Here is a 20,955-nt window from a genome sequence, read left to right on the forward strand (position 1 = left end):
CTACATGACTCATTTTCCACGCGTTCGAGCGTTTGCGTACAGCCGGGAAAAGCACGGCCGGCCGCGCGCTCCTCGCGTCGCCGTAGCGCAGTGCGCGCGGCAGGATCGATCCGGGCGTGCGGCCATGCGCCGCGCGGACGGATCAGCCGAAGCGAGGACGGCTCCTTCCCCGCAACATGTCAAAGGATCTACATGAGAACGCTCGATATCATCGAAATCGATATGGTCGCCGGCGGCACCCGCACTTCGATCGGCGCACATCCGCTATCCAGCTCGATCCATCACGCCAAGGCGCACAAGAAGACGCATCACGCCAAGGCCAAGACCCATCACCACCACGCGGCGATGCACAAGGCGGTGGGGATGCAGACCGTTGCCGAGTACGAGGCGCCGATCGAGGCCGAAGGCGGTGAAGGTGGCGAGGGCGGAGAAGGCGATGGCGGCGAGGGAGATGGCGGCGACGGCGACGGTGATGGTGACGGCGATGGCGACGGCGGCGATGGCAGCGACGGTGGCGAAGGCGACGGTGGCGCCGGCAGCAACGACAAGCCGGCCACGTCCGCAACGGCCAGCGGCACCACGGTGACCTATACCGCGGCGGACGGCTCCACCCAGGAAGTCACCGGTACCCATCCGAACCGCGACAACAATCCGCTCGACATCCGTTCCGGCAGCTTCGCCGACAACCACGGTTCGCTCGGCGACGATCGCGGCTTCGCGATCTTCTCCAATCCCCAGGCCGGACTCGACGCTGCGGTGGCCAACATGAACCGCATCAACGACAACAACAACGGCACCGCCACGCTCAGCCAGATCATCACCACATGGTCGCCGCCGAGCGAGAACCCGACCTCGGAAATGATCACCACGATCACCACCAATTCGGGCCTGAATCCGAACGACCAGTGGAGCTCGTTGAGCAGCGCCCAGCAAAACGCGTTCGTCACGGCCTACGGCCACCGCGAAGGCTGGCACGGCAACTAATTCACTCAGCAGTGAGGCCGGGATGCGCATCCCGGCCTCATTCACCACGACACGCCACGGAGATCCCCATGACACCCCGCTCCCTTTCGCTGTTCGGCCTGCTCGCCTTCGGCATGGCCATCGCGCAGGCCCACGCCGCCGGCAGCGACGCCGCCGCCTGCACGCACGCGTTGCAGCAGGCCTTCGCCGCCTCCGCCAGCGCGGCCACCCTGCCCGCTGCGTGCACACGCATCGGCCCGGTCGCGCTGGGCATGCGCAAGCAACAGGTCCTGGCCGCGCTCGGCCAGCCGGACATCACCCGCGCCGATGCCGCGCACCCGCAGACGCTCAGCATCGTCTACCTGTACCCACGCGAGCTCAACGCGCAACTGGCGCGCCATCCGCGTGCGGCCGGCACGCTCGCCTACAGCCAGTTGGCGGTGGGCTTCCGCGACGACCGGGTCACCAACCTGATCGCCTTCGCCGATCCGAAGGTTCCCTTGCCCTTCGACCTGCTCGGCCAGCCGGCCGGCACCCACATCGACCGCCTGCTGCAGGCGATCGGCGGCCAACCGCAATGGAACGCCAGCCGCGACTACGTACAGTTCGCGGCCATGCCGCTGGGCGTGGACGTGGATCCGGACACCTCGGCCATCGTCGGCTTGAACATCGCCGCCAGCAAGGCGGACCTGGACAGCTTCGGCCTGCCCGGCCTGCAACTGCGCAAGGACGCGAACAGCGGGCTGGTCAACGGCGTCCACTGAAGGTCGCCGTCGTCTCCTTGGCGCGGTGCCCGGCTTGCGCCGCAGCGCCGGTCGGCCGGCACGGGACCGGCCGCAGCGCGGGAGCTGCCCACGCGCCGTCGCCTACGCGCCAGGCGCAGCGGCCGCGCGTGCGCCGCGAACGCTAGCGCCACGCCCACCGCGGCTGCACCCGATCGCACGCTTGGCAGCAGACAGGCGGATCGGCGCGATCGCCAGAAAGCACAAGGCCCCGCGCGAGCAGGGCCTTGGGCGAACGCAGACGAAGGTTGAGCGAATCAGTCGCCCTGCTGCTTCTGCAGGTGTTCCCAGCGCTCCTGCGCATCGATGGTGCGCTCGGCGGTCAGGCGCGCCTCCAGGCGCTCCAGGCCGATCTCTTCGCCGGTATCCACGCAGTAACCGTAGTCGCCGGCATCCAGTCGCTTGAGCGTGCTGTCGATCTTGCCGATCAGCTTGCGGTAGCGGTCGCGGGTGCGCAGTTCCAGCGAGTTCTCGGTCTCGCGGGTGGCGCGCTCGGCTTCGTCGCCGATGTCGCGGACTTCGTCGCGCAGGTTCTCGATGGTCTGCTTGGATTCCTCGACCAGGTCGGCACGCCAGTTGAGCAGGCGCTGGCGGAAGTACTCCTGCTGCAGCGTGCTCATGTACTCCTCGTCGCCGGCCGGCTTGTAGCCCTTGGGCAGGATCGGACGACCGGTCGCTTCGTCGGTCTTGTACTCGACCACCTTGTACTTGGCCGGCTTGGCGGGGGTATTGGACTTGGCGGTCACCGCGACGGCGACCTTGCCGGTCGGCTTGGCGATCGGCGCCTTGGGGGTGGATTCGGATTTGGTGGGGGTTTTCGCGGAGGATTTCGAAACGGACACGGGATTCTTATGTGGCGGGGCCGAGGGCGCAGCGGGCTTGGCGGCGACCGGCTGGGAAACCGGTGCTGCGGCGGGCGTGGCGGCCTTGGCCGGGACAGACTTGGCCGGCGCCGGCTTGGCAGCCGGCTTCGGTACGGATTTGGACACCGCCGGGGCGACCGGGGCGGTGGCCTGCTTTGGCTTCACTGCGGGCGTGGCCTGCTTGGCTGCGGCTGCCGCCTGCTTGGCGACCGGCGCGGCGCTGGATTTGGCGGCGGCTTTCGCTGGCTTGGCAGCCGGCTTGGTCGGGGCCTTCTTGGCCGGCGCGGCGGCAACCGGCTTGGGCGCCGGCTTCTTCGCCACCGCCTTGGCTGGCTTGGCCGGGGCCTTCTTGGCCGGCGCGGGCTTGGCTGCCGGCTTGGCCACCGGTTTCTTCAGCGGCTTGGCAGCAGCGGACGCCGTCGCCTTCTTGGCAACGGGCTGGACGGGCTTCTTGGCGGCCTTGACGGCCTTCTTTGCAGGTTTTTTAGCAGCCACGAATCGCTCTTCCTTGGTTTCCCCGGGGCCCGGGAAAGCGGGCCTTTATAGCCTACCCTACCCCCAGCGGCAACCACACCGTCTACACGCCGGTGAACGGCAGGCCGGTGAGCGACGGCCCGTTGCGCAACTGGCATATCATGGCCGGGTGATCGCCCGCGCTCTCATCGCCTTGCTGCACCTGTACCAGCGCTTCATCAGCCCCCTGCTGGGCCCGCGCTGCCGCTTCGTGCCCAGTTGCTCGGCCTACGCGGTCACCGCCATCGCCCGCTACGGCGCGCTGCGCGGGGGCTGGATGGCCGCCCGCCGCGTCGGCCGCTGCCATCCCTTCCATCCCGGCGGGTTCGACCCGGTGCCCGATCCCGCGGCGCCGCCGGCCTGCCGCTGCCCAGGAAAACACTGAATGTCCTCCTCCACCCTCATCGTCAACGCCCGCCTGGTCAACGAAGGCCAGGAAACCCAGGGCGACCTGCGCATCGCCGACGGCCGCATCGCCGCGATCGCCCCGCACCTGGCCGCCCGCGAGGGCGAGACCGTGGTCGACGCCGCCGGGCGCTGGCTGCTGCCCGGCATGATCGACGACCAGGTGCACTTCCGCGAACCCGGCCTGACCCACAAGGGCGACATCGCCAGCGAGTCCGCGGCCGCGGTGGCCGGCGGCCTGACCAGCTTCATGGACATGCCCAACACCAACCCGCCGACCCTGGACGCGGCGGCGCTGCAGGCCAAGTACGACGCCGCCGCCGGCCGCGCCTGGGGCAACTACGGCTTCTACCTCGGCGCCAGCAACGACAATCTGGCCGCGATCCAGACCCTGGACCCGAAGACCGCACCCGGGATCAAGGTGTTCATGGGCGCCTCCACCGGCAACATGCTGGTCGACAACCCGCAGACCCTGGACGCGATCTTCCGCGACGCGCCGACCCCGATCATCACCCATTGCGAAGACACCCCGACCATCGACGCGACCCTGGCCGCGTTCAAGGAAAAGTACGGCGACGCATTGACCCCGGAGATGCATCCGGACATCCGCTCGCGCGAGGCCTGCCTCAAATCCTCGCAGCTGGCGGTGTCGCTGGCGAAGAAGCACGGCACCCGCCTGCACGTACTGCACATCTCCACCGCCGACGAACTGGCGCTGTTCGCGCCCGGCCCGATCCAGGGCAAGCGCATCACCGCCGAGACCTGCATCCACTTCCTGCGCTTCGACCGCGCCGACTACGCGGCGCTGGGCAACCTGATCAAGTGCAACCCGGCGATCAAGGACGCCAGCGACCGCGAAGCGCTGATCCGCGCGCTGGCCGAGGACGTGATCGACGTGCTCGCCACCGACCACGCGCCGCACACCTGGGAAGAGAAGAGCAAGCCGTATGCGCAGGCGCCCTCGGGCCTGCCGCTGGTGCAGTACGCGCTGGTCGCGGCGCTGGAGCTGGTGCACGAAGGCCGGCTCAGCGTGGCCCAGGTGGTGCACAAGTTCGCGCATGCGCCGGCGCTGCTGTTCGACGTGCACGAGCGCGGCTTCCTGCGCGAGGGCTATCACGCCGACCTGGTGCTGATCGACGATACGCCCTTCACCGTGCGCCGCGAGGACATCCTGTCCAAGTGCGGCTGGTCGCCGTTCGAAGGCCGCACGTTCCGCTCCAAGATCGCCGCGACCTGGGTCAACGGCGCACTGGCCTGGGACGGCGCGCGCCTGGTCGGCAGCCCGAACGGGCAGCGCCTGGCGTTCGACCGCTGATGCGGCGCGCACGCGTGCCGGGCGCCGCGCTGGCGCTCGGCCTGCTGGCGGCGGCGCTGGCGATCCCGTCGCTGCAGGCGCAGGCCGGGTCCGCCGCCAGCGCCGACACGCGCAGCGTGTTCCCCGCCAGCGCCTCGCAGGGCGCGCTGGTGATCGGCAAGGTGGCACCCGGCAGCCGCGTGCAGTACGCCGGGCGCACGCTGCGGGTCAGCGGCTACGGCAGCGTGGTGTTCGGCATCGGCCGCGACGAACGCGGCCCGTTGCGGATCCTGGTGCAGCGCGCCGACGGCGGCAGCGAGAGCATCGACATCGCGGTGACCCCGCGCGACTGGCCGCTCGAACGCGTCAACGGCGTGCCGCCGAAGACGGTCAACCCGCCGCCGGCGATCGCCGAGCGGATCAAGCGCGAGCAGGCGCAGGTCACCGCTGCGCGCGACCGCGACGACGACCGCACCGATTTCGCTACGCCCTTCATCTGGCCGGTGCAGGGCCGCATCAGCGGCCGCTTCGGCAATGCCCGCGTGTACAACGGGCAACCCGGCGCCGGCCACTCCGGCATGGACATCGCCGTGCCCACCGGCACCCCGGTCAAGGCGCCGGCCGCCGGCGTGGTCACCTTCGCCGCGCCGGACCTGTACCTGACCGGCGGCACCGTGCTGCTCGACCACGGCTACGGCGTCAGCTCCAACTTCCTGCACCTGTCGCGGATCGACGTGAAGGTCGGCGACCGCATCGCCCAGGGCCAGGTGCTCGGCGCGGTCGGCGCCACCGGGCGCGCGACCGGTCCGCATCTGCATTGGGGGATGAACTGGTTCGACGTGCGCATCGATCCACTGTTGGTGCTGGAGCGCACCAAGTAACAGCCTGGCGGTGGTGCGCCAGCAGCGGCATCGATCCGCTGCTGGCGCTGAAGCGCACGAAGCGACTGCTTTTTTGTGGGAGCGACTTCAGTCGCGACGGGCCTTACCGGTAGAGCCCGTCGCGACTGAAGTCGCTCCCACAAATGTCGAAGGCGCTCGCCCCGTTCTGTCGAAACAGCTTCAGTCGCGGTCGGCGCAGCGGTGAACCTTCCGGCTTCGGACATGGTCGCGGCTGAAGCCGCTCCTACAATGCACGCGGCAAGTGCCCGCGCACCTTGTAGGAGCGGCTTCAGCCGCGACAGGCAGCATCCGCCAACGCACTGTCGCAGCTGACGCAATTCCTGCTTAAGCAGCTTGCGCTACGCCGGCGCATCCTCGGCCTGCAACAGCCGCCCCAGCACCACGTGCGAAGGGCTGTTGGCCAGGTCCAGCGGCATCACCAGCTTGGGATTGGGATGTGGCAGCGGCGTCGGCGTGGCGTCGGCAGCCGCCTCCAGCAGCAGCGAACCGTCGTCCTCCGCCTGCGTGGTGACCGGCAGCGGCTCCAGGCCCAGCCCGGCGCGCACCGCATTGGCGCGCGCGGCCAGCTCGTCGTCGCCGACCGCGGTCAGCGACGCCGCCAGCATGCCCGCCGGCGCGCCTTCCACTGCGGCCAGGCGCTGCGCCACGTCGCCGAGCGCCTGCTGCCGCTGCGGATGCAACAGCTGCCACACCTCCTCCCACAGCGCCTTCCAGTCCATGTCCGGAAACGGCAGGTGGGTCGGCCCGCTGAGCACGATCTGCGGCGCCAGCCGTCCGCTCGGCTGCGCGTCGCATTCGGCCAGGGCGCGATACACCACCTCGCTGCACACCATGTGCGAGGGGTTGTCGCGGACCAGGTGGTCCAGCGCCTCGCGCACCACGATCCGCGCCAGCCAGTGCTGCGGCCACTTGCCGCGGATCGCCACCAGCACGCCCAGCGTGGCCAGGCTGTCCAGCGGATACGGAACGCCGAGCAGCGACTGCGCCTTGGCCAGCACGCTGGCGCGATCGGCATCGTCCAGCGCGACGCCGGCATAGCTGAGCGGGCGATAGGCGTCGATCAGCAGATAGTTGCCGGTATCGGCCAACCGCTGCTGCAGCGGATAGCGGCGCACGCCCTTGGCCGCGGCCTCGATCAGGTCGCCCTGGTCGGCCACGATCGCGGCATGGCTGTAGATGCTGTCGCCGCACCAGGCGATCAGTTCCGAGACCGGCCCCCGGCCCAATTGCAACAGGATGTCGGCGACGCGCAGTTGCGCGGGATCGATCGGGGAAACGGCGGGACGTGCGGTCATGGCGGCGACTCCTCGTGGGGGGACGTGATGGGGGACGCGCTGACCCGGTTGCGGCCGGCGGCCTTGCTGGCGTAGAGCGCGGCGTCGGCGCGCTGCAGCAGCGACTCGATGCTCTCGCCCGGCTGCCATTGGGCCACGCCGACGCTCAGCGTGCATGACAGCGTCTGCCCGCCACGCTGCAGCGGCTGTTCGTGCAGATGCCGGCGGATGTCCTCGGCCACGCGCTGCGCCGCGGCGAGCGTGGCGCCCGGGATCAGCACCAGCATTTCGTCGCCGCCCTGGCGGCCGAGCGTGTCGGTGCTGCGCAGGCGCGCGCGGGCGCAGGCGGCGACCCAGCGCAGGCAGTCGTCGCCGGCGGCATGGCCATGCACGTCGTTGATGCGCTTGAAGTGGTCGATGTCGATATAGGCCACGGCCAGCGGCTGCGCGGCGGCCGCGGCGTCCAGCATCGCCTGCGCCAGGCGCTGCTGCATCGCCGCGCGGGTCAGCATGCCGGTGAGGCCGTCCACCGTCGCCAGCCGGTTCACCCGGTCGCGGTCGCGGCGCAGTTCCAGCATCTGTTCGGCTAGGCCGATCGTCACCAGCAGGCACGAACTGGCCAGCGCCAGGCTGATGCCGTGCGCCACCCAGGGCGTGGCCTGGTCCAGGCGCAGCCATCCGCTCAGTTCCAGGCAGCGCAACACGCAGAACGTCAGCAGCGGCGCCCACGACGCCAGCAGGTGCCAGGCGTAGCGCTGCCCGCGCAAGGCGAGCAGCAGCGAGCACGGCAGCAGCAACATGGCGCCGACGATCAGCGTGAGGTTGCCGAGCAGGCTCAGCCACGCCGCCGTCGAGATCGCGCAGGCCGCGGCGATGCACAGCAAGAGCATGGCGCAGGCCTGCAGCACCCGGTCCAGCCGCGGCAGGTGCCGGTGCATTTCCAGCTGCCGGCGCTGGAAATTGATGATGAAGAAGCCGCCGAGCGCCGCCACGATCCGTATCGGCGCCGGCGAAGAAGCGAACAGGATGTCCAGGCCCGGCACCGCCCGCGCTTCGCCGCCGATGCCCAGCAGATACAGCAGCACGCACAGCACGTTGGCGGTGAAGTAGCCGTAGACCCGCTCGCGCAGGCGTGCCCACAGCGCGATCGCCAGGATCGCCAGCACCACGGTCGAGCCGATGATGAAGGCGCGCCAGCCGACGTAGTGCAGGTCGTCGCGGTGCACCTGCGCCAGCGGCGCGATCGACACCGGCATCGGGATCGCCGCCGCCGCATGCACCCGCAGCCACACCGAGGCGCCCTGCGGCAGGCCGTGCGGCAGCGCGATAACCAGCGCGCGGGTCGAATAGCGCAGGTCGGCATCGGCGCCGTACAGCGCGTGCCTGGTCGGCGCGGCCTGGCCCGGCACCCAGGCCTCGACCCGGGTCAGGTACGGCGCCTGCAGCACCAGTTGCGGATCGCCGTCCGCGCCGATCGCACGGTCGGCGCGGACGCGCCACCAGGTCGGCGTCTTCAGCGGCTCGTACAGGGCGCTGCCATGCGCACCGTCCTGCACTTGCGCCAGATGCGCGCCCGCCACCACCTCGGCGGCCGGCGGATCGGCCGGCAGGCGTTGCAGGTGCACGTGCTGCGCTAGCGCGCCTTCGGCCACGCACAGGCACAGCAACAGCAGCCAGCGCGAGCAACGGCACAAACGCGTCATACGTCGATCAGGGCCGGCCGGCGCGATGGGGACGGGCCATGTGTCCGGCGTGCAACCGCTGGCGTCTGGCGCCGCGACGGACGCGCCGCTCGCCAGCGACGCCCTCCCCCGCCTGGACGACGGCCACGACAGAGCGACGGAACGCGCTTGAGCGCGCCCGGTACGGCGGCATCGTGCGCTCGCTCATCGGCCTACATCCACTCGGTCTTCCTCGTCGCGTCCGCGCCAACACGGCGTGGCCCGTCCCGCACCGGACTGACGGCCCCCTGAAATCTGCGCCCGAGGATAGCGCAGCCGCCGCCATCGATCGTATCCAAATGCGGCTGCGGACCGAACCCGCGGCGCCATGCTGCTTTGCGGTATAACCGTGAGGCGGCCAGCGCAAAGGCGGCTGGCCCGGCGCCGGCAACGGCGCGCGATGCACAATCGCAGTCCCCGCGGTGGTTCGCCGCGGCGTTCGCTCTCCCTCCCCCCGTCCAGGAGATGTGCGCAATGACGATCGACAAGCTCAAACCCACCCTCGGCACCCTGCACCTGTGGGGCATCGCCGTGGGCCTGGTGATCTCCGGCGAGTACTTCGGCTGGAGCTACGGCTGGGGCGCCGCCGGCACGCTCGGCTTCCTGGTCACCACCGTGCTGGTGGCGGTGATGTACACCTGTTTCATCTTCAGCTTCACCGAACTGACCACCGCCATCCCCAACGCCGGCGGCCCGTTCGCCTACAGCCTGCGCGCGTTCGGCACCGCCGGCGGCATGATCGCCGGCATCGCCACCCTGATCGAGTTCGTGTTCGCGCCGCCGGCGATCGCGATGGCGATCGGCGCCTACCTCAACGTGCAGTTCCCGACCCTGGACCCGCGCCTGGCCGCGGTCAGCGCCTATGCCATCTTCATGACCTTGAACATCCTCGGCGTCGGCATCGCCGCCACCTTCGAACTGATCGTCACGGTGCTGGCGGTGATCGAGCTGCTGGTATTCATGGGCGTGGTCGCGCCGGGCTTCAGCGTGGCCAACTTCGTGCGCGGCGGCTGGGCCGGGTCGGACACGTTCGGCGTGGCGGCGATCGGCGGCATCTTCGCCGCGATCCCGTTCGCGATCTGGTTCTTCCTGGCGATCGAGGGCGCGGCGATGGCCGCCGAGGAGGCCAAGGACCCCAGGCGCACCATCCCGCGCGCCTACATCGCCGGCATCCTGACCCTGGTGACGCTGGCGTTCGGGGTGATGATCATGGCCGGCGGCGTCGGCGACTGGCGCACCCTGTCCAACATCAACGATCCGCTGCCGCAGGCGATGAAGGCGGTGGTCGGGCACAACTCGACCTGGCTGCACATGCTGGTGTGGATCGGCCTGTTCGGCCTGGTGGCCAGCTTCCACGGCATCATCCTCGGCTATTCGCGGCAGTTCTTCGCGCTGGCGCGCGCCGGCTTCCTGCCGCACGGCCTGGCCAGGCTGTCGCGCTTCCGCACCCCGCACCGCGCGATCCTGGCCGGCGGCGTGGTCGGCGTGGCGGCGATCTACAGCGACGGACTGGTGCAGGTGCAGGGCATGTCGCTGACCGCGGCGATGATCACCTTGTCGGTGTTCGGCGCGATCGTCATGTACATCATGAGCATGCTCAGCCTGTTCAAGCTGCGCCGCGCCGAGCCGCAGCTGGAACGCAGCTACCGCGCGCCGGGCTATCCGCTGGTGCCGGCGCTGGCGCTGCTGCTGGCAGTGGTGTGCCTGGCGGCGATGGTGTGGTTCAACGCGTTGCTGGCGCTGCTGTTCCTGGGCCTGATGCTGCTCGGCGCCGGCTGCTGCGCGCTGAGACTGCGCGGCAACGGCGGCGTCATCGCCGCCGAGGCCAGCGGCGAGGCATGATCGAGGACACGGCGCCCGCCGCGCGCGGGCGCCTGCAGGAGGATCCGGCATGAGCGGTTTCGCACACAGCGTCGGCGGCCAGAGCTGGCGCTTCGACGACCTCAAGGACCTGCTGGCCAAGGCCACGCCGGCGCGCTCGGGCGACCGCCTGGCCGGGCTGGCCGCGGCCAGCGAGCCGCAGCGGGTGGCGGCGCAGATGGCATTGGCCGATCTCCCGCTGCGGCACTTCCTGCACGAGGCGGTGATTCCCTACGAGGACGACGAGGTGACCCGGCTGATCGTCGACAGCCACGACGCCGCCGCGTTCGCGCCGGTGGCGCACCTGACCGTCGGCGGCTTCCGCGACTGGCTGCTCGGCGAAGCGGCCGACGAAGCCGCGCTGGCCGCGCTGGCCCCGGGCCTGACTCCGGAGATGGTCGCGGCGGTGTCCAAGCTGATGCGCATCCAGGACCTGATCCTGGTGGCGCAGAAGATCCGCGTGGTCACCGCGTTCCGCAACACGCTCGGCTTGCGCGGGCGGCTGTCCACCCGGCTGCAACCCAACCACCCCACCGACGACCTGGCCGGCATCGCCGCCAGCGTGCTCGACGGGCTGCTGTACGCCAACGGCGATGCGGTGATCGGGATCAACCCGGCCAGCGACAACACCCAGACCATCTGCGAACTGCTGAAGATGCTCGACGCGGTGATCGCCGGCTACCAGATTCCGACCCAGGCCTGCGTGCTGACCCACGTCACCACCTCGATCGAGGCGATCGAACGCGGCGTGCCGCTGGACCTGGTGTTCCAGTCCATCGCCGGCACGCAGAAGGCCAACGCCAGCTTCGGCATCGACCTGGCGCTGCTGCAGCAAGGCTACGAGGCCGGGCTGAGCCTCAGGCGCGGCAGCGTCGGCGACAACGTGATGTATTTCGAGACCGGCCAGGGCAGCGCGCTGTCGGCCGACGCGCACCACGGCGTGGACCAGCAGACCTGCGAGGTGCGCGCCTATGCGGTGGCGCGCCGCTTCAAGCCGCTGCTGGTCAACACCGTGGTCGGCTTCATCGGCCCCGAATACCTGTACGACGGCAAGCAGATCATCCGCGCCGGCCTGGAAGACCACTTCTGCGGCAAGCTGCTCGGCGTGCCGATGGGCTGCGACATCTGCTACACCAACCATGCCGAGGCCGACCAGGACGACATGGACGTGCTGCTGACCCTGCTCGGCACCGCCGGGATCAACTTCATCATGGGCATCCCCGGCTCCGACGACGTGATGCTCAACTATCAGACCACCTCGTTCCACGATGCGCTGTACGCGCGCCAGGCGCTGGGCCTGCGTCCGGCGCCGGAGTTCGAAGCCTGGCTGGAGCGGCTGGACATCCTGCGCCTGGACAACGGCCGCTTCCGCCTCGGCCACGAGCCGCCGGCCGCGTTCCGGCGCGCGCTGGCGCAACTGAGCTGAGCGGGCCGCGCATGCACGACGACAGCGAACGCCCCTCCCGCGCCGATCCATGGGCCGCGCTGCGCCGGCTGACCCCGGCGCGCATCGCCCTGGGCCGCACCGGCACCAGCCTGCCGACCGCGGCGCAACTGGACTTCCAGTTCGCGCATGCGCAGGCGCGCGACGCGGTGCACCTGCGCTTCGATCCGGCACCGCTGGCCGCGGCGCTGGACGCACGCGGCCGCGCGCACGTCGCGCTGCGCAGCGCCGCGGCCGACCGCCACCTTTACCTGCAGCGGCCCGACCTGGGCCGCCGGCTGAGCGAGGACGCGGCCAGCGAACTGCGCGGCCTTGTAGCCATGCAACGCCGCAGCTACGACCTGGCCGTGATGGTGGCCGACGGCCTGTCGGCGCTGGCGGTGCATCGCCACGCCACGCCGATGCTGGAACGCATCGACGCGCTGGCCGCGGCCGAAGGCTGGACGCTGGCGCCGGTGGCGCTGGTCGAACAGGGCCGCGTGGCGATCGGCGACGAGATCGGCGAACTGCTGGACGCGCGCATGAGCGTGGTGCTGATCGGCGAACGCCCCGGCCTCAGCTCGCCGGACAGCCTCGGCCTGTACTTCACCTACGCCCCGCGCGTGGGCCTCAACGACGCCTGCCGCAACTGCATCTCCAATGTGCGCGAGGCCGGCCTGAGCTATGCGCAGGCCGCGCACAAACTGGCCTGGCTGATGCGCGAGGCGTGCCGGCGGCAGCTGTCCGGCGTGCAGCTGAAGGACCAGGCCGACACGCCGGCGCTGTCGGCCGACGACGATCCGCCACGCAAGCCGCTGGGCAATTTCCTGATCCCCGAGTAAGTCGGCTCCGGGACTGAGCCCCGCCCCGACTGTCCACGCCATGGACAGCGCCGCCGCAGACACATAGCTGCGCGCGCAACCGGCGGTCCCGGCAAGCGCAGGCGCTGCACGCGGCCCCGTTTCGGCAACGCGCCCTCACCGGCGTTGCCAGCGTCGGGCCTCCGCCTGAAAACGTGGCCTGCGATCCTGTCGGGCATCGCGCAGCGCCGTGGCGCAACGCAGCAGCCTGCGCGACGCGCGCACGGGGCCGCCGACTGGCCTGGGATCCGATTCCGCGCAGGCGCTGCAACCGATCACACAAGCCGCGCCGACGACGACAGCGGCCGGGGCGCGTCCCGCGTCAAAGCGTGATCGCTCCGCCACAACCGGGATTTGGCTGCGGCATCGAACGGCAGCGCGCCAAGGCGCGCCTAGCATTCGCGCCGGCCACGCCATGGCCACCGATCGCCACCATGCGGCTACCGGATGACACCGGTATCAATCGCCTGTCGGCGACGGTGTGCCGCTGTGGCGCAGGCCCCATCCCAACCGAGAGAGCACCGCCATGACCGCATCGCGCTGGTTCCAGATCCCCGCCACCCTCGCCCTGGCCGGCGGCGCCATCGCCACCGCCTGGGCGCTGACCGGTACCGCCTCCAGGCCGCAACTGACCAGCTCGGAAGCGGCCAACCAGACCGTCGCCAAGCACCTGGCCCAGGCCGGCACCATCGGCGCGCTGACGACCGACAACTGGAACCCCAGCGCCGGCGTCGCCCTGCTCACGGCCGACTACGCGGTCGCCGCCGACGGCTCCACCCGCTACCGCACCGTGCAGGCCGCGGTCGATGCCGCGGTCGCAGCCGGCGGCACGATGCGGCGCTACATCAGCGTCAAGCCGGGCACCTACAAGGAAGTGGTCTGCGTGCCCGCGGCGGCGCCGCCGATCACCCTGTTCGGCCTGGGCAGCGCGCCGGCCAACACCACCATCAGCTTCGGCAACGCCAACCCGACGCCGAAACCCAGCGGCAGCGCCACCCATCCCTGCGCCAGCAACGCGGCCAGCACCACCGTCGGCACCTCCGACAGCGGCACCGTCACCGTGCGCGCGGCGCAGTTCCAGGCGCGCAACCTGGCGATCGTCAACAGCTACGTCGAGGACACCTACGCCAGCAGCAACCAGTCGGCGGTGGCGCTGGCGCTGCGCGGCGACAAGGCGGTGCTGGAGAACGTAGCGCTCACCGGCAACCAGGACACCCTGCTGGTCAGCGCCGGCAGCGCCAACACGGTGATCCGCGCGTTCTTCAAGGGCGGCAGCATCGAGGGCGATACCGACTTCATCTTCGGCTCCGGCGTGGCGGTGTTCTCCGGCAGCACCATCCGCTACACCGCCGCGCGCCGCGGCGCCGGCAACGGCGGGGTGATCTTCGCCCCCAGCACCCGCCCCGGCAGCGGCTACGGCTTCCTGGCCGTCGCCAGCATCTTCGACGCGGTCGGCAGCCCGTCGGCGAACACGGTGTACCTGGGCCGCGCCTGGGACGAGAGCGTCGGCAGCCTGTCCAACTACGTCAACGGCAGCTCGCCCAACGGCAAGGTGGTGATCCGCGAATCCACCTTGGGCGCGCACGTGCGCAAGAGCGCGCCATGGAACGCGTCCACGGTCGGCCGGCCGTATTGCAGCAGCGGCTGCACGCAATCGGCCAACCGCTTCTTCGAGTACGCCAACAGCGGTGCCGGCAGCGCCGACTAGGGCGCGCCGCCGCTCCCGCTCGGGCATCGCACGAGCACGCCGCAGGAAGCCGACATGCGTCTGCGCCCGGGGACGACGCGGCCCCGGGCGCGCGCAGGAACGGGGCTGCGGACCGGCCCGGCGCTCAGCCCAGGCCGGCCCACCAGGCGCGCCACAGCGTGGCCATCGCGCTCGGCGGCTTGCGCACGGCGCGGGCCTGCTGCGCGATCCGCGCACGCGCCAACGCCGACACGATGCGCCGCGGCCGCGGCCCGTGCACGCGCCGCGGCCAGCGCTGCAGCAAGGCCTGCGCCCAGCGCTGCTGCGCCTGCGCCGCCTCGCCGCCGCGGAGCGACAGCGGCACCGCGGCGATGCCGGCGTCGGCCAGCCGCTGCGCCAGCACCTGCGTGGCCAGCGCCGCTGCCGCGTCGCGCTGTCCTTCGAACACCGCGCATTCGACCTGCGCCGCGGCCAGCGCGAACGGCTCCAGGCGCTCGTAGGCATGCGCCGGATCGGCCGCGGCCGCGCGCGAGGCGAGCAGCCCCGGCAAGGCCTCGGCCAGCTGCGCCCATGGCGCGGCGACCGGCTCCAGCACCCGCCCCAGCGGATGCCGCGAGCGCTGCCCGGCCCAACTGCGCAATTCCTCGCCCCACCACGCCAGCTTGGCGTCGGCCGGCAGCGGATCGCCGGCGATGTTGAGGATGTCGTCGAATTCCTGCAGCAGCGCGAACCAGGCCACCGCGCGCGCGCGCTGCGGCGCCGGCACGAAGGTCTCGGCCACCGTCCATTCCGGCCAGCGGCTGCGCCATTTGTCGAGGAAGGCATCCAGGGCGGAGGTGCTGCTCATGCGATCGGAAAGTCCGGAAGGTCAGGGAAGCTGCGGCGCGCCCGGCCAGGCGCGCGCATCGAGCAAGTCGGCGGGCGCGGCGACCAGCGCATCGGCACGCCAGGCCAGCGGATCCTCGCCGTCCAGGCGGTAGCCCCACAGCACCGCCACCGAGGCCATGCCGGCGGCGCGCGCGGCGAGGATGTCGCGTTCGTCGTCGCCGACGTAGGCGACCTGCGCCGGCGGCACCTCGATGCGCTGTGCGGCGACCTGCAGCGGCAGCGGGTGCGGCTTGCGCTCGGCCAGCGTGTCGCCGCCGATCAGCACCGCGCAGCGCCGTTCCCAGCCCAGCTGCGGCAGGATCAGCCGCGCCAGATATTCGGGCTTGTTGGTGACGATGCCCCACACGCAGCCGGCATCTTCCAGCCGCTGCAGCACCACCGCGATGCCGTCGAACAACTGCGAATGCCGGCCGATCAGGGTTTCGTACTGGCGCAGGAAATCGGGAATCAGCGCATCGCGCGCGGCGGCCGGCAGCTCGGGAAAGGCGACGCCCAGCATCGCCCGCGAGCCCTTGGACACCACCGGGCGCAGCTGCTCCAGGGTCAGCGCGTCACGCCCGCGCTCGGCCAGCAGCGCATTGGCCGCGGCCAGCAGATCCGGCGCACTGTCCAGCAGCGTGCCATCCAGGTCGAACAGCACCGCGCGCGGGAATCCGTCGCGCGGCGGCCGTGCCGATTCCCTACTCCCCATTCCCGATTCCCGGCTTCACCGCACACGCCAGGTAATTCACCTCGGTGCGCGTGGACAGCCGCGCGCGGTTGCGCCACGGCTCGTACAGCATGCCGCTGACGTCGTGCAGCTGCAGTTCGGCCTGGCGCAGCCACGCCGCCAGCTCGGCCGGCTTGATGAAATCCTGGTAGCGGTGGGTGCCGGTGGGCAGCAGCCGCGCCACGTACTCGGCGCCGACGATGGCCAGCGCGAACGCGGCCGGGGTGCGGTTGAGCGTGGACAGGAACAGCTGGCCGCCGGGCTTGAGCAGGGTCGCGCAGGCGCGCACGATCGCAGCCGGATCGGGTACGTGCTCGAGCATCTCCATGCAGGTGATCGCGTCGAAGCTGCCCGGGCGCTCGGCGGCCAGGTCCTCGACCGACTGCACGCGGTAGTCGACCTCCACCCCGGATTCGAACTGGTGCAGCCGCGCCACCTTGACCAGCTCCGGCGACAGGTCGATCGCGGTGACCTGCGCGCCCTCCTTGGCCAGCGCCTCGCTGAGCAGGCCGCCGCCGCAGCCCACGTCGAGCACGCTGGCGCCGCGCAGCGGCAGCCGCTCGGCGACGTAGCGCAGGCGCACCGGGTTCAGCGCGTGCAGCGGTTTCTGCGGGCCGTCGGCGTCCCACCAACGGGTGGCCAGCGCGCCGAACTTGTCCAGTTCGGCCTGATCGAAGTTGGCGGACGTGTTGGAAGCGGAAGCGGTCATGGCAGCATCTCGGTTGGGCCGCGCGCGGATCGCGGCACGGCAGTAAAGCGGATCAGGCGTGCACGCTGCGGATGCGCTCGCGCCACTGCCGCGCGTTGGCGACCAGCGCGTCGGCGTCCATGTCCACCAGCATGCGCTGCTCGAGCTTGCGCTGGCCGGCGATCCACACGTCGCTGACCTGCTGCCGGCCGGCCGCATACACCAGCTGCGACAGCACGTTGTGCAGCGGCTGGGTCTCCAGCGCCGACAGGTCCACGCAGATCAGGTCGGCCTGCTTGCCGACCTCGATCGAACCGATCTTCTCGCCGAAGCCCAGCGCGCGCGCGCCGCCCAGCGTGGCCGCGCGCAGCGTGGTGGCCGCGTCCAGCGCGGTGGCGTCGTTGGCCACCGCCTTGGCCAGGATCGCCGCGGTGCGGTTCTCGCTGAACATGTCCAGGTCGTTGTTGCTGGCGCAGCCGTCGGTGCCGATCGCCAGGTTCACGCCCGCGCGCTGCAGCGCGCAGGCCGGGCAGAAGCCGGAGGCGAGCTTGAGGTTGGATTCGGGGCAATGCACCACGCTGACCCCGCGCTCGGCGCACAGGTGGATCTCCGCGTCGGTGAGCTGGGTCATGTGCACCGCGATCAGGCGGTCGTTGACCAGGCCGAGCCGGTCCAGCCGCGCCAGCGGGCGCTGGCCGTACTGCTTGAGCGAGTCGGCGATTTCCTGCGCGGTCTCGTGGGTGTGCAGGTGCACCGGCACGTCGAGCTGGTCGGACAACATCCGCACCCGCTCGAAGTTGGCGTCGTTGACTGTGTACGGCGCGTGCGGGGCGAAGGCGATGCCGATCAGCGGATCGTCGCGCCACTGGTCGTGCACCTCGCAGGCGCGTTCGAAGTATTCGTCGGAGGTCTTGGCCCAGGCGGTCGGGAAATCGATGATCACCGTGCCCACCCGCGCGCGGAAACCGTGCTGCTTGTACACCGCGGCCTGCACGTCGGAGAAGAAGTAGTTCTCGTTGGCGCAGGTGGTGCCGCCGCGCAGCATCTCGGCGATCGCCAGCGCGGTGCCGTCGGCGACGAACTCCGGGCCGATCACCGCGGTCTCCACCGGCCAGATGTGCTGCTGCAGCCACACCATCAGCGGCAGGTCGTCGGCGATGCCGCGCAGCAGCGTCATCGGATTGTGGGTGTGCGCGTTGACCAGGCCCGGCAGCAGCGCCGCGTCCGGGCGCGACACGGTGCGCGCGGCGGCGAAGCGCGCCTGCGCCTCGGCGCGCGGCAGCACCGCGACGATCTCGCTGCCGCGCACCGCCACCGCGTGGTCTTCCAGCACCACCGCATGCGGCTCGATCGGGACCACGTAGCCGGCTTCGATCAGCAGGTCGCAGGATTCGGGAATGGAGGTCATCGCACGCTCTTTGGAAATGGAAGGATCAGGCGGCCTGCGCCTGGCGAATGCGCCGCTGGTACACGCGCATCACGAGCCACTGCAACACGAACACCCCCAGGAAGCCCAGGCGTCCAAGCCACGGCGCCACCATTGCCAGCGGAATGCACAGCGCGAACACCACCGGCGCGACCGCCACGCGCAGCGTCATCGCACGCGCCTGCAGCGCGCCCAGGCGCTGCGCCAGGCCCTCCTTGCGCACCGCATAGGCATGCAGCAGGTAGGCGGCCAGGCCGATCGCGGCCAGATGCGCGCAATACACCGAGAACGCCTCGTGGCTGCCGAAATAGTCCGAATACAGCGCGGTGGAAAACGGCAGCAGGCCGATCAGCAGCAGCTGCAGCACGTTGAGCCAGATCAGCCGGTCGTCGAACTGGCGGATATGCCGGCACAGCTGCAGGTGCGACTTCCAAAACAGCGCGGTGACCAGGAAGCTCACCGCGAACCCGATGAACAGCGGCAGCATCCGGTGCAGCGCGGCCAGGATGCCGCCGGCGGCCTCGACCTGCGCATGCCCCGGCACCTTGATCTCCACCGCCAGCAAGGTGATGGCGATGGCGAACACCGCATCGCTGAAGAACACGACCCGGTCGTGCGGGTACTTGGCATCGGCGCTGTCGGCGTGGCTGGTCGTCACGGAAATTCCTGGAAGCGGGGTCGGCCGGCACCGCCCCGCGGCGATCCGGCATTGCAGTGCCTGGCCGCCGCACGCCAGCGCATGGGCACGCCCGCGGCCGGCTGCGGCCGCAGGCGCGTCGGCTTACTTGACCCGCGAGAAGTACTCGCCCGAGCGGGTATCGACCTTGATGATTTCGTCCTGGCCGACGAACAGCGGCACGCGCACCACCGCGCCGGTTTCCAGCGTGGCCGGCTTGCCGCCGCCGCCGGAGGTGTCGCCGCGCACGCCCGGGTCGGTCTCGACGATCTTCAGTTCGACGAAGTTCGGCGGGGTGACCTGGATCGGGGTGCCGTTCCACAGCGTCACCACGCAATCCTCCTCGCCCTTGATCCACTTGGCGGCGTCGCCGACGCCGACCTTGTCGGCCTGCACCTGCTCGAAGGTCTCCTGCTGCATGAAGTGCCAGTACTCGCCGTCGGTGTACAGGTACTGCATGTTGGTATCGACCACATCGGCCGCTTCCACGCTGTCGGTCGCCTTCATGGTCATTTCGACCACGCGCCCGGACTTGATGAAACGGTACTTGATGCGGGTGAAGGCCTGGCCCTTGCCCGGCTTCACGTATTCGGTCTCGGTGATGATCGCGGGTTCGTTGTTGACCAGGATCTTCATCCCGGTCTTGACGTCGTTCATGCCGTAGCTGGCCATCTGAAACTCCTCGGGTAAGGCAAACCCGCCGCGTTCGGCGGCCGGCCGGATAGAATGGAAAGCCCCGCCGCAACCGGCGGGCACTCGTTTTATGACCGCATATGATAACCGCAGCCCCCCGCCCGATGCAGCCGTCCCCGTCCCCCGCCGTCCTGGCCCCGCCGCGCTGGCAGCAGCTGTGGCGCGATGCCGTGCGCGACCCGCGCGAGTTGCTGGCATTGCTGGGGCTGGACCCGCAGGCGCTTGGCGTCTCCGAACAGGCTGCGACGCAGTTCGCGCTGCGCGTGCCGCGCGGCTTCGTCGCGCGCATGCGCCATGGCGACCCGCACGATCCGCTGCTGCGCCAGGTGCTGCCGATCGATGCCGAGCTGCGCCGGGTGCCGGGCTTCGCGCTGGACGCGGTCGGCGACGCCGCGGCCAAGAAGGCCGACGGGGTGATCCAGAAATACCGCGGCCGCGCGCTGCTGGTCGCCACCGGCAGCTGCGCGGTGCACTGCCGCTACTGCTTCCGCCGCCACTTCCCGTATGCCGAGGAGACCGCGGCGCGCGACGGCTGGCGCGAGGCGGTGGCGGCGATCGCCGCCGATCCGGACATCGACGAGGTGATCCTGTCCGGCGGCGACCCGCTGTCGCTGGCCACCTCCAAGCTGGTCGAGCTGAGCGAGGCGCTGGCGGCCATTCCGCACCTCAAGCGCCTGCGTCTCCATAGCCGCCTGCCGGTGGTACTGCCCGAGCGCGTCGATGCGCCGCTGCTGGCCTGGCTGCGCACGCTGCCGTGGCCAGTGGCGTTCGTGATCCACGCCAACCACGCCAACGAATTCGACGCCAGCGTGGATGCCGCGCTGGCGCAGCTGCGCGGCACCGGCGCGCAACTGCTGAACCAGGCGGTGCTGCTGCGCGGGGTCAACGACAGCGTCGCCGCGCTGGCCGCGTTGAGCGAGCGCAGCTTCGCCGCCGGCGTGCTGCCCTACTACCTGCACCAGTTGGACAAGGTCGAAGGCGTGGCCCATTTCGAAGTGGACGACGCCACCGCGCGTGCGCTGCACCAGGCCCTGGCCGCGCGGCTGTCCGGCTATCTGGTGCCGAAGCTGGTGCGCGAGATCCCTGGCGATACGGGCAAGCGCGCGTTGTAGGTTGAGCCGGGACTCGGGACTCGGGACTCGGGACTCGGGACTCGGGACGCGGGACCCGGGACCCGGGACCCGGAACAGCAAAAGCCGGGACGCCGGGAACGACGGCGACACCTCATTCCCTGGCACCCTTTACCGAATAAAAAAGCCGCTATCTACGCGGCCAATTTTATTAAGAGCCTTGCAGTACTGCTCCCCCACTCCTCCGAGTCCCCAGTC

The 20,955-nt window shown here is 70.6% G+C and carries 19 protein-coding genes; 10 read left to right on the top strand and 9 right to left on the bottom strand.

The annotated features are described in order from the left end of the window. Window positions 1-192: 192 nt before the first annotated feature. The gene (locus JR064_RS01185) at window positions 193-984 is read left to right on the top strand and encodes a hypothetical protein (protein WP_206228535.1); all 792 of its coding nucleotides are present in this window, start codon (window positions 193-195) and stop codon (window positions 982-984) included. Window positions 985-1,052: 68 nt separating this feature from the next. Beyond that, entirely contained in the window at window positions 1,053-1,727 is a 675-nt protein-coding gene (locus JR064_RS01190) for a secreted signal peptide protein (RefSeq protein WP_206228536.1), read from the top strand. Between the two features lie 275 nt (window positions 1,728-2,002). Here JR064_RS01190 and dksA read toward each other — a convergent pair whose 3' ends face one another. Beyond that, the gene (gene dksA, locus JR064_RS23275) at window positions 2,003-3,103 is read right to left on the bottom strand and encodes an RNA polymerase-binding protein DksA (protein WP_206228537.1); all 1,101 of its coding nucleotides are present in this window, start codon (window positions 3,101-3,103) and stop codon (window positions 2,003-2,005) included. Between the two features lie 130 nt (window positions 3,104-3,233). Between dksA and yidD the strand changes: the two genes are divergently transcribed. From yidD to JR064_RS01210, 3 genes are read left to right on the top strand one after another with little or no spacing between them, the layout of a single operon-like run. Then, a complete protein-coding gene (gene yidD / locus JR064_RS01200; protein WP_179565541.1) occupies window positions 3,234-3,506 on the top strand; it encodes a membrane protein insertion efficiency factor YidD in 273 nt (90 codons plus the stop codon). Further along, complete coding sequence (locus tag JR064_RS01205; protein ID WP_206228538.1) at window positions 3,507-4,841, top strand: dihydroorotase; 1,335 nt, start codon at window positions 3,507-3,509, stop codon at window positions 4,839-4,841. Beyond that, window positions 4,841-5,701 carry a M23 family metallopeptidase gene (locus JR064_RS01210; protein ID WP_206228539.1) on the top strand — a complete coding sequence of 287 codons (861 nt, stop codon included), beginning with the start codon at window positions 4,841-4,843 and terminating at the stop codon, window positions 5,699-5,701. The genes JR064_RS01205 and JR064_RS01210 overlap by 1 nt, the downstream gene beginning before the upstream one ends. 359 nt (window positions 5,702-6,060) lie before the next feature. Here the strand turns inward: JR064_RS01210 and JR064_RS01215 are convergent, their stop codons facing one another. Continuing rightward, complete coding sequence (locus tag JR064_RS01215) at window positions 6,061-7,017, bottom strand: C40 family peptidase (RefSeq protein WP_241092791.1); 957 nt, start codon at window positions 7,015-7,017, stop codon at window positions 6,061-6,063. Beyond that, a complete protein-coding gene (locus tag JR064_RS01220) occupies window positions 7,014-8,699 on the bottom strand; it encodes a sensor domain-containing diguanylate cyclase (protein ID WP_206228540.1) in 1,686 nt (561 codons plus the stop codon). The genes JR064_RS01215 and JR064_RS01220 overlap by 4 nt, the downstream gene beginning before the upstream one ends. 492 nt (window positions 8,700-9,191) lie before the next feature. Between JR064_RS01220 and eat the strand changes: the two genes are divergently transcribed. The 4 genes from eat to JR064_RS01240 all read left to right on the top strand — a co-directional run bounded on the left by eat (window position 9,192) and on the right by JR064_RS01240 (window position 14,568). Then, on the top strand, window positions 9,192-10,559 hold the full coding sequence (gene eat / locus JR064_RS01225; protein WP_425510265.1) for an ethanolamine permease: 1,368 nt from the start codon (window positions 9,192-9,194) through the stop codon (window positions 10,557-10,559). A 49-nt stretch (window positions 10,560-10,608) separates the two neighbouring features. Next, on the top strand, window positions 10,609-12,003 hold the full coding sequence (locus JR064_RS01230; protein ID WP_206228542.1) for an ethanolamine ammonia-lyase subunit EutB: 1,395 nt from the start codon (window positions 10,609-10,611) through the stop codon (window positions 12,001-12,003). An 11-nt stretch (window positions 12,004-12,014) separates the two neighbouring features. Continuing rightward, complete coding sequence (eutC, locus tag JR064_RS01235; RefSeq protein WP_206228543.1) at window positions 12,015-12,842, top strand: ethanolamine ammonia-lyase subunit EutC; 828 nt, start codon at window positions 12,015-12,017, stop codon at window positions 12,840-12,842. Window positions 12,843-13,386: 544 nt separating this feature from the next. Further along, window positions 13,387-14,568: a putative acyl-CoA thioester hydrolase gene (locus JR064_RS01240; RefSeq protein WP_206228544.1), complete on the top strand. Its 1,182-nt coding sequence runs from the start codon at window positions 13,387-13,389 to the stop codon at window positions 14,566-14,568. Window positions 14,569-14,692: 124 nt separating this feature from the next. Here the strand turns inward: JR064_RS01240 and JR064_RS01245 are convergent, their stop codons facing one another. From JR064_RS01245 to efp, 6 genes are all read right to left on the bottom strand, one after another. Beyond that, complete coding sequence (locus tag JR064_RS01245; protein ID WP_206228545.1) at window positions 14,693-15,394, bottom strand: isoprenoid biosynthesis enzyme family protein; 702 nt, start codon at window positions 15,392-15,394, stop codon at window positions 14,693-14,695. Window positions 15,395-15,415: 21 nt separating this feature from the next. Then, a complete protein-coding gene (locus tag JR064_RS01250; RefSeq protein ID WP_206228546.1) occupies window positions 15,416-16,126 on the bottom strand; it encodes a phosphoglycolate phosphatase in 711 nt (236 codons plus the stop codon). Next, window positions 16,116-16,853 carry a bifunctional 2-polyprenyl-6-hydroxyphenol methylase/3-demethylubiquinol 3-O-methyltransferase UbiG gene (ubiG, locus tag JR064_RS01255; protein ID WP_179563924.1) on the bottom strand — a complete coding sequence of 246 codons (738 nt, stop codon included), beginning with the start codon at window positions 16,851-16,853 and terminating at the stop codon, window positions 16,116-16,118. Before ubiG ends, JR064_RS01250 begins: the two co-directional genes overlap by 11 nt. A 52-nt stretch (window positions 16,854-16,905) precedes the next feature. Then, window positions 16,906-18,240 carry a TRZ/ATZ family hydrolase gene (locus JR064_RS01260; RefSeq protein WP_179563923.1) on the bottom strand — a complete coding sequence of 445 codons (1,335 nt, stop codon included), beginning with the start codon at window positions 18,238-18,240 and terminating at the stop codon, window positions 16,906-16,908. Window positions 18,241-18,265: 25 nt separating this feature from the next. Further along, window positions 18,266-18,916, bottom strand: coding sequence for a TMEM175 family protein (locus JR064_RS01265; RefSeq protein WP_206228547.1), 651 nt, complete (start codon window positions 18,914-18,916; stop codon window positions 18,266-18,268). 123 nt (window positions 18,917-19,039) lie between these two features. Then, entirely contained in the window at window positions 19,040-19,606 is a 567-nt protein-coding gene (gene efp / locus JR064_RS01270; protein WP_179563921.1) for an elongation factor P, read from the bottom strand. A 101-nt stretch (window positions 19,607-19,707) separates the two neighbouring features. On the opposite strand from efp, the gene epmB reads away from it, so the two are divergent. Continuing rightward, window positions 19,708-20,739: an EF-P beta-lysylation protein EpmB gene (gene epmB, locus JR064_RS01275; protein WP_179563920.1), complete on the top strand. Its 1,032-nt coding sequence runs from the start codon at window positions 19,708-19,710 to the stop codon at window positions 20,737-20,739. Window positions 20,740-20,955: the final 216 nt, after the last annotated feature.

It is taken from the genome of Xanthomonas bonasiae, from assembly GCF_017163705.1.
GTDB classification, from domain to species: Bacteria; Pseudomonadota; Gammaproteobacteria; order Xanthomonadales; family Xanthomonadaceae; genus Xanthomonas_A; species Xanthomonas_A bonasiae.

Bases quoted from the DNA above. Each gene is read 5' to 3' on its own strand.
- JR064_RS01245 (WP_206228545.1), bottom strand. From the start codon at position 15,394: ATGAGCAGCACCTCCGCCCTGGATGCCTTCCTCGACAAATGGCGCAGC.
- JR064_RS01230 (WP_206228542.1), top strand. From the start codon at position 10,609: ATGAGCGGTTTCGCACACAGCGTCGGCGGCCAGAGCTGGCGCTTCGAC.
- eutC (WP_206228543.1), top strand. From the start codon at position 12,015: ATGCACGACGACAGCGAACGCCCCTCCCGCGCCGATCCATGGGCCGCG.
- efp (WP_179563921.1), bottom strand. From the start codon at position 19,606: ATGGCCAGCTACGGCATGAACGACGTCAAGACCGGGATGAAGATCCTG.
- JR064_RS01215 (WP_241092791.1), bottom strand. From the start codon at position 7,017: ATGACCGCACGTCCCGCCGTTTCCCCGATCGATCCCGCGCAACTGCGC.
- JR064_RS01190 (WP_206228536.1), top strand. From the start codon at position 1,053: ATGACACCCCGCTCCCTTTCGCTGTTCGGCCTGCTCGCCTTCGGCATG.
- JR064_RS01210 (WP_206228539.1), top strand. From the start codon at position 4,841: ATGCGGCGCGCACGCGTGCCGGGCGCCGCGCTGGCGCTCGGCCTGCTG.
- JR064_RS01220 (WP_206228540.1), bottom strand. From the start codon at position 8,699: ATGACGCGTTTGTGCCGTTGCTCGCGCTGGCTGCTGTTGCTGTGCCTG.
- epmB (WP_179563920.1), top strand. From the start codon at position 19,708: ATGATAACCGCAGCCCCCCGCCCGATGCAGCCGTCCCCGTCCCCCGCC.
- JR064_RS01250 (WP_206228546.1), bottom strand. From the start codon at position 16,126: ATGGGGAGTAGGGAATCGGCACGGCCGCCGCGCGACGGATTCCCGCGC.
- JR064_RS01205 (WP_206228538.1), top strand. From the start codon at position 3,507: ATGTCCTCCTCCACCCTCATCGTCAACGCCCGCCTGGTCAACGAAGGC.
- eat (WP_425510265.1), top strand. From the start codon at position 9,192: ATGACGATCGACAAGCTCAAACCCACCCTCGGCACCCTGCACCTGTGG.
- JR064_RS01240 (WP_206228544.1), top strand. From the start codon at position 13,387: ATGACCGCATCGCGCTGGTTCCAGATCCCCGCCACCCTCGCCCTGGCC.
- JR064_RS01185 (WP_206228535.1), top strand. From the start codon at position 193: ATGAGAACGCTCGATATCATCGAAATCGATATGGTCGCCGGCGGCACC.
- ubiG (WP_179563924.1), bottom strand. From the start codon at position 16,853: ATGACCGCTTCCGCTTCCAACACGTCCGCCAACTTCGATCAGGCCGAA.
- JR064_RS01260 (WP_179563923.1), bottom strand. From the start codon at position 18,240: ATGACCTCCATTCCCGAATCCTGCGACCTGCTGATCGAAGCCGGCTAC.